The 15,359-nt window shown below is 43.8% G+C and carries 12 protein-coding genes; 9 read left to right on the top strand and 3 right to left on the bottom strand.

What is annotated here, in order from left to right; translation table 11 throughout:
* Positions 1–13 precede the first annotated feature (13 nt).
* The 5 genes from rph to MXE28_RS07500 all read left to right on the top strand — a co-directional run bounded on the left by rph (position 14) and on the right by MXE28_RS07500 (position 4,250).
* Complete coding sequence (gene rph / locus MXE28_RS07520) at positions 14–751, top strand: ribonuclease PH (RefSeq protein WP_247240007.1); 738 nt, start codon at positions 14–16, stop codon at positions 749–751.
* 121 nt (positions 752–872) lie between these two features.
* Positions 873–1,460, top strand: a complete 588-nt coding sequence (locus tag MXE28_RS07515) for an XTP/dITP diphosphatase (protein ID WP_127058961.1) — start codon at positions 873–875, stop codon at positions 1,458–1,460.
* A gap of 143 nt (positions 1,461–1,603) precedes the next feature.
* Positions 1,604–2,137 (top strand): YfcE family phosphodiesterase, encoded by a 534-nt coding sequence (locus MXE28_RS07510; RefSeq protein ID WP_021841964.1) that lies wholly within the window; start codon positions 1,604–1,606, stop codon positions 2,135–2,137.
* Positions 2,138–2,279: 142 nt separating this feature from the next.
* The gene (speD, locus tag MXE28_RS07505; protein WP_127058963.1) at positions 2,280–3,062 is read left to right on the top strand and encodes an adenosylmethionine decarboxylase; all 783 of its coding nucleotides are present in this window, start codon (positions 2,280–2,282) and stop codon (positions 3,060–3,062) included.
* Between the two features lie 12 nt (positions 3,063–3,074).
* Positions 3,075–4,250 carry an NADP-dependent malic enzyme gene (locus MXE28_RS07500; RefSeq protein ID WP_021841966.1) on the top strand — a complete coding sequence of 392 codons (1,176 nt, stop codon included), beginning with the start codon at positions 3,075–3,077 and terminating at the stop codon, positions 4,248–4,250.
* A gap of 1,147 nt (positions 4,251–5,397) precedes the next feature.
* Here MXE28_RS07500 and MXE28_RS07495 read toward each other — a convergent pair.
* From MXE28_RS07495 to MXE28_RS07485, 3 genes are all read right to left on the bottom strand, one after another.
* Positions 5,398–6,894: an S-layer homology domain-containing protein gene (locus MXE28_RS07495; protein ID WP_247240006.1), complete on the bottom strand. Its 1,497-nt coding sequence runs from the start codon at positions 6,892–6,894 to the stop codon at positions 5,398–5,400.
* Between the two features lie 62 nt (positions 6,895–6,956).
* On the bottom strand, positions 6,957–8,675 hold the full coding sequence (locus MXE28_RS07490; RefSeq protein ID WP_226974477.1) for a glycosyltransferase family 39 protein: 1,719 nt from the start codon (positions 8,673–8,675) through the stop codon (positions 6,957–6,959).
* A 17-nt stretch (positions 8,676–8,692) separates the two neighbouring features.
* A complete protein-coding gene (locus tag MXE28_RS07485) occupies positions 8,693–10,174 on the bottom strand; it encodes an S-layer homology domain-containing protein (protein ID WP_156705265.1) in 1,482 nt (493 codons plus the stop codon).
* A gap of 435 nt (positions 10,175–10,609) precedes the next feature.
* Here MXE28_RS07485 and MXE28_RS07480 point away from each other — a divergent pair, with 435 nt between their 5' ends.
* The 4 genes from MXE28_RS07480 to MXE28_RS07465 all read left to right on the top strand — a co-directional run bounded on the left by MXE28_RS07480 (position 10,610) and on the right by MXE28_RS07465 (position 15,254).
* Positions 10,610–11,347 (top strand): (Fe-S)-binding protein, encoded by a 738-nt coding sequence (locus tag MXE28_RS07480; protein ID WP_127058967.1) that lies wholly within the window; start codon positions 10,610–10,612, stop codon positions 11,345–11,347.
* A gap of 19 nt (positions 11,348–11,366) precedes the next feature.
* Positions 11,367–12,803: a LutB/LldF family L-lactate oxidation iron-sulfur protein gene (locus tag MXE28_RS07475; protein ID WP_247240005.1), complete on the top strand. Its 1,437-nt coding sequence runs from the start codon at positions 11,367–11,369 to the stop codon at positions 12,801–12,803.
* A gap of 12 nt (positions 12,804–12,815) precedes the next feature.
* Positions 12,816–13,526 carry a lactate utilization protein C gene (locus tag MXE28_RS07470; protein WP_021841972.1) on the top strand — a complete coding sequence of 237 codons (711 nt, stop codon included), beginning with the start codon at positions 12,816–12,818 and terminating at the stop codon, positions 13,524–13,526.
* 297 nt (positions 13,527–13,823) lie between these two features.
* Positions 13,824–15,254, top strand: a complete 1,431-nt coding sequence (locus MXE28_RS07465; protein ID WP_021841973.1) for a cation:dicarboxylase symporter family transporter — start codon at positions 13,824–13,826, stop codon at positions 15,252–15,254.
* Positions 15,255–15,359: the final 105 nt, after the last annotated feature.

Below are 15,359 nucleotides of genomic sequence, written 5' to 3'. Positions count from 1 at the left end.
AGGAGTGACAAATATGAGAATTGACGGAAGAAATCCAAAGGCTGTTCGGCCTATTAAAATTACACGCCATTTTACGGCCTATGCGGAAGGTTCGGTATTAATTGAATTCGGCAATACGAAGGTGCTTTGTAATGCCACTATTGAAGAAAAAGTACCTCGCTTTATGAAGGGTGAAGGTCACGGCTGGGTAACGGCGGAATACTCGTTGTTGCCACGAGCCACGCAAACTCGTAACAGCCGTGAAGCGGCCAAAGGTAAACAGACCGGTCGTACTGTTGAAATTCAGCGCCTTATCGGCCGTGCGTTGCGTGCCGTAGTGGACTTGGAAGCTCTCGGTGAACGAACGATTACGCTTGATTGTGACGTGTTGCAGGCTGACGGCGGTACCCGTACGGCGGCCATTACCGGCGCTTTTGTAGCTATGGTTGATGCGGTAAATACGATGTATGACGGTGAAGGTATGTATCCGATTCGCGATTACTGTGCCGCTATTTCCGTTGGTATCGGTCAAGAAGGACCGGTTACGGACTTATGTTATGAAGAAGATAGCCAAGCTATTGTGGATATGAACGTAGTTCGTACGGGCTCCGGCAATTTAATCGAGGTGCAGGGCACCGGTGAACATGGTACGTTCAGCCGCATTGAGCTTAATACGTTGCTAGACTTGGCAGAATCCGCTACCGATACTTTGATGGCGGCTCAAAAAGAAGCCCTCGGTGATGAAGCCAAATATATCGGTACGGGCGCCTAAGCGATTGATGTTAAGTTAGCGCCGTCTAAGTTATTAATGTTAAGTTAACAGTGGATATGATATTAATACTAAGGTAGCGTATTCCATGTATCAAATTATGAGGTTTTGGTAGGAGCAATATATGAAAATCGTTGTGGCAACCCACAATAAGGGGAAGTTGCGTGAATTTAAAGCAGCCCTTGAAACAGTCGGTATTGAGGCAGTAAGCATCGGTGAGGTTGTGAAGGTGCCGGAACCGGAAGAAACGGGCACGACTTTTTTGGCCAACGCACGCATTAAAGCGCAATATTATATGGAGGCTTGCGGTTTGCCCTGCTTGGCAGATGACAGCGGTCTCGCTGTTGATGTGCTTGATGGCGCACCGGGCGTATATTCGGCGCGGTATGCGGGCCCTCAATGCGATGATGAGGCGAATAATCATAAACTCATTGAATCTGTTAAAGACGTGCCTTTTGAAAAAAGAACGGCACGCTATGTATGTGAACTCGTGTTGGCCTATCCGGACGGTCGTGAACTGACGGCAACGGGCTATTGTGAAGGCTTAATTCAGACAGAGGCCGTAGGCGACGGCGGCTTCGGTTACGACCCGTATTTTTACTTGCCGCAGTTTGCAAAAACGATGGCCCAGTTATCCATGGACGAAAAAAATGCGATCAGCCATCGAGGTTTAGCGTTAAAAGAGTTACTTGAAAAGTTGAAATCACAGTAAGTAATAAGCCAATAAAATAAGTAACAAGCAATCAAAGTTGGCAACAAGCAATTAAATAGGTAACAAACAATTAAATAGGTAACAAACAATTAAAGTAAGCACCAAATAATAATATATTTACAATAAAAAGAAAGAGAGGCTCTATGAGCGCACAAGCAGTCAGTTGTGTGGGTATTATCAGTGATACCCACGGTTATTTGAACAAAATTGATGAGATTTTGGCAGCTACCGCTGATTGGCCTATTGAATTATGGCTCCATGCCGGCGATTATGGCGATGATGCACGCTATATGGCTAAGCAAACGAGTGTGCCCGTATTGGCGGTTCGCGGTAATAATGACCGTCAACGGCCCTTAGAGCCGCGCGAACAGCTGATTCCTTTTAAGGACACATATATTTATATGACTCACGGGGATCAGTTTTTGCCGTATAATCGCATTCAGGAAGTGTTGTCACTAGGCGAAAGTATGGGGGCTACCTTGTGCATTGCGGGGCACAGTCATCATCACAGTCAGTATAGTGACGGTCATGGGCTTTTTATCAATCCGGGGAGTCCCGCACTGCCGCGGGATAAGTCGGGCGGTACCTTTGCGGTGGCTACTTATGAGGACGGTTTTTTCACGGGTCGCTTCTATTATTTAAAAGAACAGCCGTGGGAGTCGCCGATTATTAAGTAGTATTTACATAAATGCCGATTATCAATTAGATTTTTACATGAATATTATAAAATAAGATATCGAAAGTATTGAATACGATGAAGAGTTTCGATATAATGAAATATAGGAATAAGTATTGAATGAGGAAGGTGTACAAAATATTATGGAGACATCCGTGAAACCGATTAAAAAGATGAAATTATACGGTTTTAACAACTTAACAAAGACATTGAGTTTTAACATTTATGATATTTGCTATACGAATACCGAAGCTGAAAAACGGCAGTATATTGAATACATTGATGAAGTGTATAATGCACAACGGCTAACGGATATTTTGACAGAAGTGTCTCATATTATTGGTGCTAACGTACTTAACGTGGCTAAGCAGGATTATGATCCGCAAGGCGCCAGTGTGACGATTTTGATTTCGGAAGAAGAAATTCATAAGGAAGATGTGGTATGTCATTTGGACAAAAGCCATTTGACGGTTCACACCTATCCGGAAAGTCATCCGTATCGCGGTATCAGCACGTTCCGCGCCGATATTGACGTGTCCACTTGCGGTCAAATTTCGCCGCTCAAAGCTTTAAATTACTTGATTGGCAGTTTTGATTCGGACATTATCAGCCTTGACTACCGAGTACGTGGCTTTACACGCGATGTACAAGGCAAAAAACTTTATATTGATCATCGCATCAACTCTATTCAGAACTATATTGATGCAAAAACCAAGAACTTGTATAACATGATTGATGTGAATGTGTATCAGGAAAACATCTTCCATACGAAAATGATGCTCAAAGAATATGACATCAATAATTACCTTTTTGGGATTACGGAAGACGATTTGACGCCAAAAGAACGCAAGCACATTAACCAATTATTGAAACAGGAAATGGCAGAAATCTTTTATGGTAGAAATCTACCGACATTAAAACAATAGGAGGGAAATTACATGGACGTACGCGAAGAAGCAGTACAAAAGAAATTAGAATTAGGTGGTTTTTTGACAACCGGTACAAAATATCCTTTGAAGGATGCTCACGATTTATCCGTAGCGTATACGCCGGGGGTTGCTGAACCTTGCCTTCGCATTAAAGACAATGAAGAGTTGTCTTTTGATTTAACTTGCCGCGGTAACATGGTGGCGGTTGTATCTGACGGGACTCGTGTACTCGGCCTTGGCAATATCGGGGCAGCGGCTGCTATGCCGGTAATGGAAGGTAAATCCTTGCTTTTCAAACGTTTCGGTAATGTAGACTGTGTGCCAATCGTAATTGATACGGAAGACACGGAAGAAATCATCCGCACTGTTAAATTATTGCAGAAAAACTTTGCCGGCATTAACTTGGAAGATATTTCCTCGCCTAAATGCTATGAAATTGAAAACCGCTTAAAAGAAGAACTTGAAATTCCGGTATTCCATGATGACCAACACGGTACAGCTATCGCTTGTTTGGCCGGCGTTAAAGCAGCTCTTCGTCTTGTAAAAAAAGACCTTACCAAAGTTAAAATCGTTGTAAACGGTGCCGGTGCAGCCGGTGCTAATATTGCTCGTTTGTTGTACTTGGCAGGCGCTCGCGACATTACCTTGATGGTAAGTTCCGGAGTACTCAACAAAAACTACAAACGCCTTGACTCCTTGCAAGCTGAATTAATCAAGTTGTTGGGCCAGGAAGAAAAAACAGGTACTTTGGCTGAAGTGGCTAAAGGCGCTGACGTATTGCTCGGCGTGTCCGCTGCCGGTGCTTTCACACCTGAAATTTTGAAAAACTTGGCAAAAGACTCCATCGTATTTGCTATGGCTAACCCAAATCCGGAAGCCATGTATGACGATGCTAAAGCTTGCGGCGTACGCGTTATGGGTACCGGCCGCAGTGATGCACCAAACCAGATTAACAACGTAAACGTATTCCCTGGTTTGTTCCGCGGTGCCATCGACGTTCACGCATCTAAAATCAATGATGAAATGAAATTGGCTGCTGCCGATGCCTTGGCTAACCTCGTAGCTGACGAAGACCTTCGTGAAGATTATGTAGTTGCTAACGCATTCGATGAACGCGTTCCACTCGCAGTAGCTAAAGCCGTTGCGGATGTGGCTGTGAAAACGGGCGTAGCGCGTAAAAAATAAAAAGGTTGTATCTTACCGGCGCTGAGCTGTTTACGGCAGGTGCTTCGGTGAGTGACTGGTTATAGTGATTAATAAAGGGACTCTTATCTTATATAAGCCGGAATGGCTGTACCGTTTTACGGGTGTAAGATAAGGGTCCCTATTTTTTATCAAGAAGGCGACACATATCTTATTTGCTCCTGGGCTGCATGCAGCAAAAGTCGCTTCATAAGATATGTGTCGTCTTCTAATGCAGCTAAATATTAAATAGTGCCAATCTTATCTTACACCCGCTTAATCGCATCACACCGTGTCTTTTTATAAGATAAGAGTCCTCTTTGAACAATCCTGTGAACTAGAGCCATGTCACTCACCGGAGCACCATTAGGCGAAACGAGCGGAGTCGCCGTATAAGATACGGCCTTTTTATTTCTCGCCGCCCTTCCGCCAAAAGGGGGGAGGAGAAGGAGGAGGAGGAGGTCTTCTTCGTATATTACGGTGATTTAGGATAATCCCCTCATCTTATATCGCTCTTTGTGACAAGCAGCAATAGGTAGATAAGATAAGGGTCTCTTTTAAAACCATAGTGTAAGTCCGAGCCATGTCACTCACCGAAGCACCATTAGGCGAAACAAGTGGAGTCGCCGTATAAGATACGGCCTTTTTATTTCTCTCCGCCCTTCCGCCAAAAGGGTGGGCAGAAAAAATTCGGATTCCATTTAGTAGATAACCGTTGCCGAAGGTGGCGAGTTAAGTGTTTTGGCGGTGAAAAAAGATTGGCTCGAATAGCTTTAATTGAAGCTATGTTATTTAAGCGAGTGAGGCTGGTGCAGAGGCTCTATGAAATTAAAAAGAAGGTTTACGTTATTGGCATTTATGGCGTTGGTGATATTTGAGCGAGATAACATATAATAATAGGCACTGTGATATAAACAATGAAAAAGAAGACCTACTCCAAAGGGGTCCCCTTGGTGTGAAACAGCGGGGAAGGGAGTAGGTCTTCTTTTTCATGTTAGTAATGTGTTTTATTGATTAATTCTCGCTCAAATAGGAGAGCGGATATTGGAAAGCGTAAACCTTCTTTTTATTAAAGGGTTTATTTAGCTCACTCGCTTAAATATAGTCGTTTTATTAGCTCGTCGAGCCAATCATTTTTCGAGCAGTACACTTAGTTTGCTTCTTCGGCAACCGTTATCGTTACTTTGGAGCCGAATTTTTTTGCCATCGCTTTATTACTTTCTGTGTTTAATTGGTCAACCACCAAAATTAACCCCGACGCATTTTTATTTGGTGCGGCGGATAATATGGAGCCGGTTGGTTCCTGCTGATTATAGTAGTAAGCGGCTTCGGTTTGTAGTTTTCCCAGTTCAATTTCGTTCATGACGCCTGTTGTTACTAGGGTATTGCTACGCAAATCGCTATCTTTAGAAAACGCAAGAGCGGCGCCTAATTTTTGGACATCATTTTCGTTTTTTAAGGCAGCTACCAATTTATTGTCCTGCCAATACATGGCACCATGGGTGCGGAATACATACTCTTTACCGAATGTGTGGTTAATTAAATTGAGCATTTTATTCTCTACCTGTTGGTGTAAGATTTTTTCGCGTAAGGCCACGGCAGCACTACTGTTTGTAACGCGATACATAATTTCCGTTGCCTCGGCACGGGTAATGTATTTTTCAGGACTAAATAACAAGCGCGGTTGGTAATGAAGGAAACCTAAAGCAGCCAGTTCCCGTACGGCCGATTGAGCCCAAGGGGCGATGAACTTCTGGTCAGTATAATGAACAGCCTCCATGGCGGCTTGGTCATCGGTGTTGTAGCCCAGATAGTGAATGTAATTATCTGCTACTACGGCGAATTCTTGACGGGACATGAATTGTTCCGGGCGATAGGTGTTATCACCATAACCGCTGATAATATTCAGTTGAGCCACCCGTTCAATGGCATTGGCCGACCAACGGTCGGAGGTAATGTCTTTGAAGGAGCTGGACAGCATGACGGACGACTCACCGGAAATTAAGTTGCTAAAAAGTGAGGCCACTTCTTCGCGACTAATCGGTTTTTCCGGACGGAAGGTATTGTCGCTGTAGCCGGAAATTAATTGTTGGTTTGTCATAACCGCAATGGCTTTGGCAGCCCAGTAATCGGCAGGAATATCTACAAAAGTATATTTGCGAGCGTCTTCAAAAACACGGGAGGAGTTTGTGGCGATGCTAAAGGTAAAAGGCTTATAGGTGCCGTTCTCTAAGGTGTTGTCGGTTGAAGAGTTTTTTTCGGCACTTTTTTTGGTGTTAGCTGTGTCAGCGCCTTTTTTAGCCGTTTCCGAAATAGCGTCTGTTTTCGCGTCTATGGTTTTGACGCTTTTATCAGCCACTGTCGTTTCGGCGTTTTTTTCTGTTACGGCATTTTTTTCAGTTACGGCGGCTTTAGCGGCTTCACCTACGGCTTGAGCCGTATTGTTAGTGGTGTAATATTTTAACACCAAAGGGCTAAAGGTTGTTTCGTTGCCTGTCGATTCTTTGACAACACGAACGGGGGTATAATCGTCACTTACGGCGTCGTCAGAGCCGGTTACCGTTACGGTGTCGGCCTGAGCCACTGCGCCGGTGAGCACGAGGGCACAAAGTACGGCGAGGGACTTTGTGGTAAAAAATTTAGACATGGTACTCCTCCAAAATTGGGTTTTGTAAATCGTTTGTAACTATTGTGCTTTCGGTTTGAAAACTATTGTGCTTTCGGTTTGAAAACTATAATATTTTCTACCTGATAGAATTCAGTCGTATGCTGACTAAGTGAAGTTTTTAAGAAATCATCTTTATATTTCTTCGGCACAAAGATAAAGTAATCCGTTTGACCTTGAATGGCTTTTTCAGTATCCGCTTCAGACAATACGGGCATTACATTTTTGCCCTTATCCCAGATGGTTTCCGCGTCCGGGTCCGGTATGATTTGCGTTACCGAATGACCCGTGTAATACACGAGGGATGTGCGATAATCGCGATAGTAGTACATCTGCGTAGTTGGCCGTAAGGCTAAAGTATCAGCCAGTTTTTCAGTAGAAGCATCATCTACGATTGGCGGTAAAGCACAGAGTAATAATACATAGAGAATGCTGGTACTTATGGCGACGGCTTTTATACTGCGGCAGATATGTGGTCTGATAAGAGCGTATAAAAGGGGCAAGACACAGAGCACGGCACCGATACTTAATGCTATGCTAAGTTGTGACAAATCCACATCCGGTTGGGTGCGGCTGCCAAGCCAAACACCGATGATGGCGATAGCCACTAAGAGAAAGGCCGGTAATAGAACAAGCAGGTTTTTGCTATACGATTTTGTTTGCTGCGGGAGCCAACAGAAATCGCTGTCCGGTGCCATGGCGATAACTTTAACTTCGCGAGGCGGGATATTTCGCAAAAGATGGCCTTTTAAACGAATATAGCCCTGTGCAGTTAAGATGATAAACGGAATGATACACAAGAATGTGTAGGTAATATACTTGGTGGCCATGAGGTTATAAAAAATAAATACGCCGAGCCCCCAAGTTAAGAGATATTTGAACCAAGAATTGCGTTCACCATAGATGAGTTCGTAAATAGTGAGGCCTGTCCATGGCAATAAGGATACGGGCCAAAGCACAAAGTACATAAACCACCAGTTTTGCTCCGGATGTTCCGGTATTGTGGCACGAACTACATTATGGAGGCCCAAGAACTCCTCGATGAAGGCCATGCCGTGGTAGCTGTACATCAGGATGTACCAAGGCAAGGCGACTAACGCAAAGGCGAGCAGTCCCAATGGGTGGAACAAGCGCTGCCACGTGAGTGTATCACGCTGGAAAAGAGCGACATAGGCTATGAGAATAAGGCCGGGCAGGATGAGGCCGACCGGTCCTTTTGTCAAAACGGCAAGCCCCGCCGAGGCGTAGGCCAGCATCATATGGCGTGTTACATGCCGGCCGCGCAGACCTAAATAAGCAAAGTAGAGAATTCCTTGGGTAAACAGGAATAAATAACCATCCGTCAAAATAGCATGACTGATATACCAAAATTCTAACGAAGTGCCCAGCATAATGGCACACCATAAAGCTAAATCACGACGCTTGGCGATGAGGCGCATGCCATAATACATAAACATGCCGTTCAGGGCGGCACAAAGGATAAACGGCAGGCGCGCCGCAAAATCCGATATGCCGAATAGGCTGAAGGATGTCATTAAGAGCCAATAGGTGAAAATCGGTTTGTCATACCAGTACTGATCGTAAATCATGGGAGACAGATAGCTTTGATGTTGCAGCATATTGACGGCACTTAAGGCATAATTGGATTCTACCGTGTCGGTTATGGGAAAGTTCCAGGCGAAGAGCCCGTAGGCGAATAAGAGCCAGATTCCGATGGCGGCCAGGTAGAGATAATCTCGGCGCGTGAAAGGTGTTGCAAACATGGCTGAAGACTCCTTAATTAATTCTTAGCAGTATCAGTAGTGGAGTCGGCATTGTCGGTAACCAAGAAAACGTGAACCTTGTTGCCGAACGCATTACGGATGGAATCATTCATATAATCGAAACCTTTGTCGACACGGACAATAAGCTGATTGTGAGCTACGCTTGGATAAGCACCCAAGATAGTGCCGGCCGGCTGTTTTTGAGCGTAGAACGTGCGGAAGTTGTTTTCAATACGGTCATATTCAGCCTGGCTGTATTGGGTTGTTTCTAAATGAACACGATTAGCCAATGTTTCGTTGGCCGGTTTATCTTTGTCGTTTTTAGCTAAAATGTCTTCGAATTGAGCAAGATCGTCATCGCTCTTGAAGGCTACATGTAGCACATCATTTTGCCAATACATTACGCCGTAGTTCTGGAAATTGCCCGGTGTTTTGTAGAGGTTGTTTAATTTTTTGAAAACTTTATTTTCTAGATCAGACTGCGCTTCTAATTCGCTGGTCTTTTTAGCGGTTACATTACCGGTAGTAGGATTTTTGGTAGTTGTAGCGGCTGTTTTGTCGCCGGTTGCACTGTTGGTAGCCTTAGCAGTGGTATCGCTCGCTTTAGTGCTTGTTGCCGGGGCTACGGTCATACCTTTTTCGATGCGGAATAACATGGCAACTGCTTCGGCACGGGTGATGTCTTCAGTTGGACGGAAGTAATTGTCGTCACCGCCGGAAGCGATGATGCCACGGCTGGCCAAAGTGGTAACGGAGGATCTATAATCGCTGTCGATTTTCTTTTCATCCGGGAAGTTCACTTCGTCAGGTGCTACCACGATATTTGGTTTATACTCTTTAGCTTTCGTTTTGCTTTTAATGGAAGCCACGGTAAGTTCGTCTTTGTAAGCTAAATATTCAGCGGCGGTTTGAGCAAACTCTTCACGCGTTAACGTTTCCTGATTTTTGAACGGTGCGAGCAACTCCTCGCCGGTCACATCTTTAACAGTGGTGGTGTTTTTAGTGTTCTTTTTGTTTTGGCTGCTTTTGGCTGCTTTGGCAGCTTGCTGTGCTTTGTCATACGCAATGAGCTTGTTGTAAAGAGCGGCAGCATCGGCAGTTTTTAAAGCGTCATCCGGTTTGAATTCACCTTGACCGTTGCCGGATAAGATACCATCCTCAAGCATCACGTTGATTGGTATGGCAGCCCAATGATTTTTTACATCTTTAAAACCTTTGGCATCTTCCTCGGCAGCACGGGCAGCCGCTTTTTCGTTCATCGATTCGACTAATTGCGCCTTTTCTTTGTCCGCTTCGGTTAACTCTTTAGTTTGAACGGTCGAAGTAGCGGCAGTTGTTACAGTGTCAATGGAATCGCTATCCGTAGCGGTTGTTGTTACGGCAGCCGTTGTGGCGGTAGACGCCGTAGTGTTGTCCGCATCGGCGGCGAAGCCGGTGTAGGTAGTTGTTGTTAAAAGTGTAGCCACGAGAACGGCTAAACGTAAAGAACGTGATGTCATAAATGAGACCCCTTTCTGTTACAGGTTGTTAAAATAACGGTTTTCACCTTGATAAAGTATGCACTTTATTATTGATTTTACAAATACTAAAAAATAATATCCTTAATACATTGATTATATCACGAACCACGGGGGCTTTAAAGAGATAAAGGGGCGGTTTAGCGGTAATGAGATTCACTATTCAAATAATTACGTTCTGTATACAAATATTTTACTAAATCCTATTTCAAGCATTCGTAAAACGCATATGACATAGGGCGTTTGCCAATATCGCAATTCTTTGGACATTATATTTGTTATTCTATATAATAATAGTGATGATTTCCGTGCGAATATACAATATAGACCGTTTAATGTTGAAAAAAATGGGAAGTATACGCAAGTGTGGGTAATCTAGTAAGTGTAAGTACGTAGGAAAGTTGAGGATGTGAGGAAATGAAAATTCATTTATTTTCACAATGTTTGATTGACATGTTTTATCCCCACGTGGGGATGGCCGGCGTACAGGTATTAGAACGTTTAGGCTGTGATATCACAGTACCTAAAAAGCAAGTATGCTGCGGACAGATGTTCGTGAACTCCGGGTATAATGATGCGGCTAAAGGGGCTATCAAGAATACAATTGAAGTCTTCGAAAACGCAGAATATATCGTGAGTATGTCCGGTTCTTGTGCCTTTGCCATTCGTGACGAATACCGTCATATTTTGGCCGACGAACCTGAATGGATGGCTCGTGCCGCCAAAGTCAGTGAACGCATTTATGAATTCACCGAATTTATCGTGAATGTATTAGGCGTAACTGACGTAGGTGCAACATTTAACGACAAAGTTACGTACCACAAATCTTGTCACGTAACACGTCTCATGGGTATCAAGGAACCACCTATGAAATTATTGGAAAATATTAAAGGTCTAGAATATTTGCCAATGAATCGCGCGGAAGGCTGCTGTGGTTTCGGCGGTACGTTTACGGTTAAACAGCCTGAGATTTCTGCTGTTATGACTCGCGAAAAAGCAATGAATATTTACAACTCCGGCGCTAATGTAGTAGCCGGTGGTGACCAAGCTTGTCTTATGAATATTGAAGGTATGCTTGATCGTCTTTATAAAGACGGCGAAATCGATCGTCGCATCAAAGTAATGCACATTGCGGAATTATTGAATTCCCGCTAGTCGTTAGGAGGAACTGAACATGGCTATTTTATACGATGAACGCCCGTTTAAAAAACGTGTTGAGGATGTTCTTGCCAATGACTTTAAGGTAAAGGCCATCCAAAAAGCGCAAGATGTATTCTATGCAAAACGTAAAGCGTTGGTTGATCAAGTACCTGAATGGGAAGATTTCCGTGAAGAAGCGGCTGAACTTCGTGATCATGTATTAAGCAACCTCGACTATTATTTAAACCAATTTGCTGAAAACGCTACTAAAGCCGGTGCCAAAGTGCACTTTGCTCATACAGCTGAAGAAGCAAATGAATATGTAATGGAAGTAGTTCGTGCCAAGAACGCCAAAATGGTCGTAAAAGGCAAAACTATGGTGTCCGAAGAAATCAGCCTTAACGAAGCATTGATGAAAGAAGGCGTGGAAGTTAACGAAACTGACTTGGCCGAATTCATTTTGCAGACAGCTGACTGGAACCCACCTTCCCATATCGTAGTACCTGCGTTGCACTTTGCTCGTGGTCGTATTCGTGAAATGTTCCACGACAAACTCGGTTATGAAGGTACGGAAGATCCGGAAGAAATGACACGTTTCGTACGTAAACGTATTCGCGATCGTTTCTTGCGCGCCGATATCGGCTTCACCGGCTGTAACTTTGCCGTAGCTGAAACCGGTACTATTACTATCGTATCCAATGAAGGTAACGGTCGTATGAGTAGCTCCATGCCTAAGACTATGATTTGTCTCATGGGTATGGAACGTCTTGTACCTGACTTTGCCGGTCTTGACATTATGATGGAACTCTTAATTCGCTCCTCTGTAGGCGCTAAGATTTCAAACTACTTCTCCATGATTACCGGTCCTGCCAAACCAGGTGAAGCCGACGGTCCTGAAGAACTTCACATCATTATCATCGATAATGGTCGTTCCAATATTTTGGGCGGCGAATTCAACTCCATGCTTCGTTGTATCCGTTGCGGTGCTTGTATGAACATCTGTCCGGTATATCGTCATATCACCGGTCATGCGTACGGCTCCATCTATCCGGGTCCAATGGGTGCGGTATTGACTCCATTATTGGTTGGTTATGAAAAAGCGGGCGATTTGCCATACGCTTCCACTTTGTGCGGCGAATGCTGGGAACATTGTCCGGTTAAGATTCCACTCCATGAATTACTTTTGAAACATCGCGTTAACATTGCCGACAAAGCGCATCTTCGTCCGGCAGCAGAAGAAGCTATTTTCAAAACAGTGGCTACTGTATTCAGTAATTCCTTCCTCTTCGATTATGGTACTAAGTTAGGTGCCATCGGCATGAAACTCATGAGTAAGAACGGTAACATGGCCGATTGGACTAAATTATTGCCGGTAGTAGGCGGCTGGATGAAAGCGAAAGAAATGGGTACATTGAAACTCAAGAAATTCCGCGATGTATATGCTGAATATGAAGCTAGCAAACGTAAGTAAGGAGACAAGACAATGGATGATGTAAAACGTAAAGCATTTTTTAGCCGTATTTCTCATGCGTTGGGTCGTAAAGAGATTCCTACTTTCGTAGCACCGTATCCTTATGAAAAAGGACCTCAAGAGGCAATGTACTCCGACCTTTCCCACGAACAAGTTGTAGACATGTTCAAAGTGGAATGTGAAAAAGTAGGTACTAAATTTGTAACTACTGATGAAGCGCATGTAGTCGAAACAATCTTAAAAGAAATTGAAGAACGCGGCGGCGGTAAAGTAATTTATCCTTGCTGTGAAGAAGCTGAAAAATTCCAATTAAAAGAAAACTTTGATAAGGTAGATAAAGAAGGTACCACCTTCTATCAATGGAATCCATCCGCCGGTCGTCAAGCTAATATTGACGAAGCCAAAGTGGCTGAAATCGGTATTACTTTCCCAATCTTAGGGATTGCCGAAACAGCAACGGTTATTCAACCAAGCTTTGAAGCCAGCGGCCGTTCCATCGGTTTGTTGCCACTTTGTCACATTGCGGTTATCCGTACTTCTGACATTGTGCCTCGCATGACGCAGTCTATGCGTGCTCTTACCAAAGTATATAAAGAAAATCCTGAAGGGTTCCCATCCAATGTGGTTCACATTTCAGGTCCTTCCAACACAGCCGATATCGAATTGGTTCGTGTAGTAGGGGTTCATGGTCCTATCAATGTAACGTTTATTCTCGTTGACTAGGTAAGGAAATGTCCGACGCCGTAAGCACAAATTGTGCCCTATGACGTCGGACTTTTTTATAGGAGATTTTCGTCAAAAGATTTTACAAAATTTAGGGTTAGTGAATGTACTGATAAAGATAGCTGTACGAAAGCTGTTTCGACCTGCTGTTGCGCGGATATTGTATCAATGTAAATCGACTAATTTATATATCGAAATATTTTGAAAATAATCCCTGTGAAATAGTAGGAATTTAAAAGAACTTATGCTATAATATCATCGTCACATTCACAATTGAATACAGTAAGGAGGGAAAAAGTGGATATTCCATTTTTCCAAGAGTTTTTAATGGTTAGCAATCCGATTACCATCGGTATTCTAATCTTGTTTGTAGCGATGTTGGGATTTGTTTACTACTTACAACGTCGTCAAACAGCCTTTGGTAACCTTGTTATCATCGGTACCTTATTAGGCGCCGTTTTGGGCTTCGTGGTGCAATTCATTGCACAGTTCCCGGACGATCCTATGAAAGTTGTGTACATTAAAGAAAGTACCAAATGGTTCTCCTTAATTGGTGGCGGGTTCATTGATTTAATCCGTATGCTCGTTATTCCATTGGTATTTATTTCCATCATTCACGTAATTTTGCACATGGAACGCGGCGCTGATTTGAAAAAATTAGTTAGCTCTACCGCTTTCGTAGCCTTAGTAATGGTAGCTATTGCTGCTGTTGTAGGTCTTGTGCTTGGTTCCGTAACTCATTTGGGTGAAGGTATTGCCGCCGGCGGTGCACCTGCCAAGATGCGTGAAGTAAAACCTGTAGTAGATACTTTGCGTGCCTTGATTCCGAATAACCCAATCAGCGCTATGGCGGAAACTAACGTTATCGCCGTTGTAGTATTTGGCGTTATCATTGGCGGTATTGCTCGTTTGATTAAACAAACAGGCACCGACAAACTCGAATTGGTTACTAAATTATTTGATGAATTGCACCTCATTATTTCTTGGGTGGCAGATTTCATCATCGGCCTTATGCCTTACGGCGTATTGGGCTTGTTAGCAACAACTTTGGCTCAAAAAGGCTTCCAGGCTATTGCCGATATGGGTCTTTTCATCGTATTGATTTACGTTGGTGTAGTAATTATGTTAATTGTACAGGCTGTACTTTTAACAATCTTCGGCGTAAGCCCAATTATGTACTTCCGTAAAGCAAGAGCTCCATTGTTCTTGGCTTTCACATCCCGTTCCAGTATGGGTGTATTACCGTTAACGGTAGATACCTTGACTAAACGTTTAGGCGTTAACGCGGCTACTGCTAATACAGTAGGCAGCTTCGGTACTACTGCAGGCATGCAGGGTTGTGCCGGCGTGTTCCCGGCTTTGTGTATCGTATACATTGCGAACGTTGCCGGTGTACCACTCGATATGACCATGTATGTTATGAGTGTTATCGTAATCGCTTTAGGTTCCATCGGTATTGCCGGTGTGCCTGGTACAGCTACTATGGCTGCATCCGTATCTTTGTCCGGTACTGGTCTTGGCGCGTTCTTCAGCTCCATTTCTCCGGTATTGGCTATTGACCCAATCATCGATATGGGTCGCACCATGCTTAACGTAAGTGGTTCCATGACCAATGCCATTGTGGTAGATAAACTTATGGGCACTTTCGACCAGGAAGCATTCAACGATACGTCCACAATCGACCGTCCGGTAAGCAATAAAACCGGTGGCGACACAGAAGTTGCTTAAGCAAAATAAGTAAATTGTAACATCAAGAAAATGTTATAAGCATACAAAGAAAGGGGCTGTAACGAAATACACCCCTAAAAACAAGAATGCGGTTTGAAGATACGA

Source organism: Veillonella sp. KGMB01456, from assembly GCF_023051165.1.
In the GTDB taxonomy this organism is placed as follows: domain Bacteria; phylum Bacillota; class Negativicutes; order Veillonellales; family Veillonellaceae; genus Veillonella_A.
Note: the sequence above shows the minus strand (reverse complement) of the source record. Positions and strands in the feature narration are given on the sequence as shown.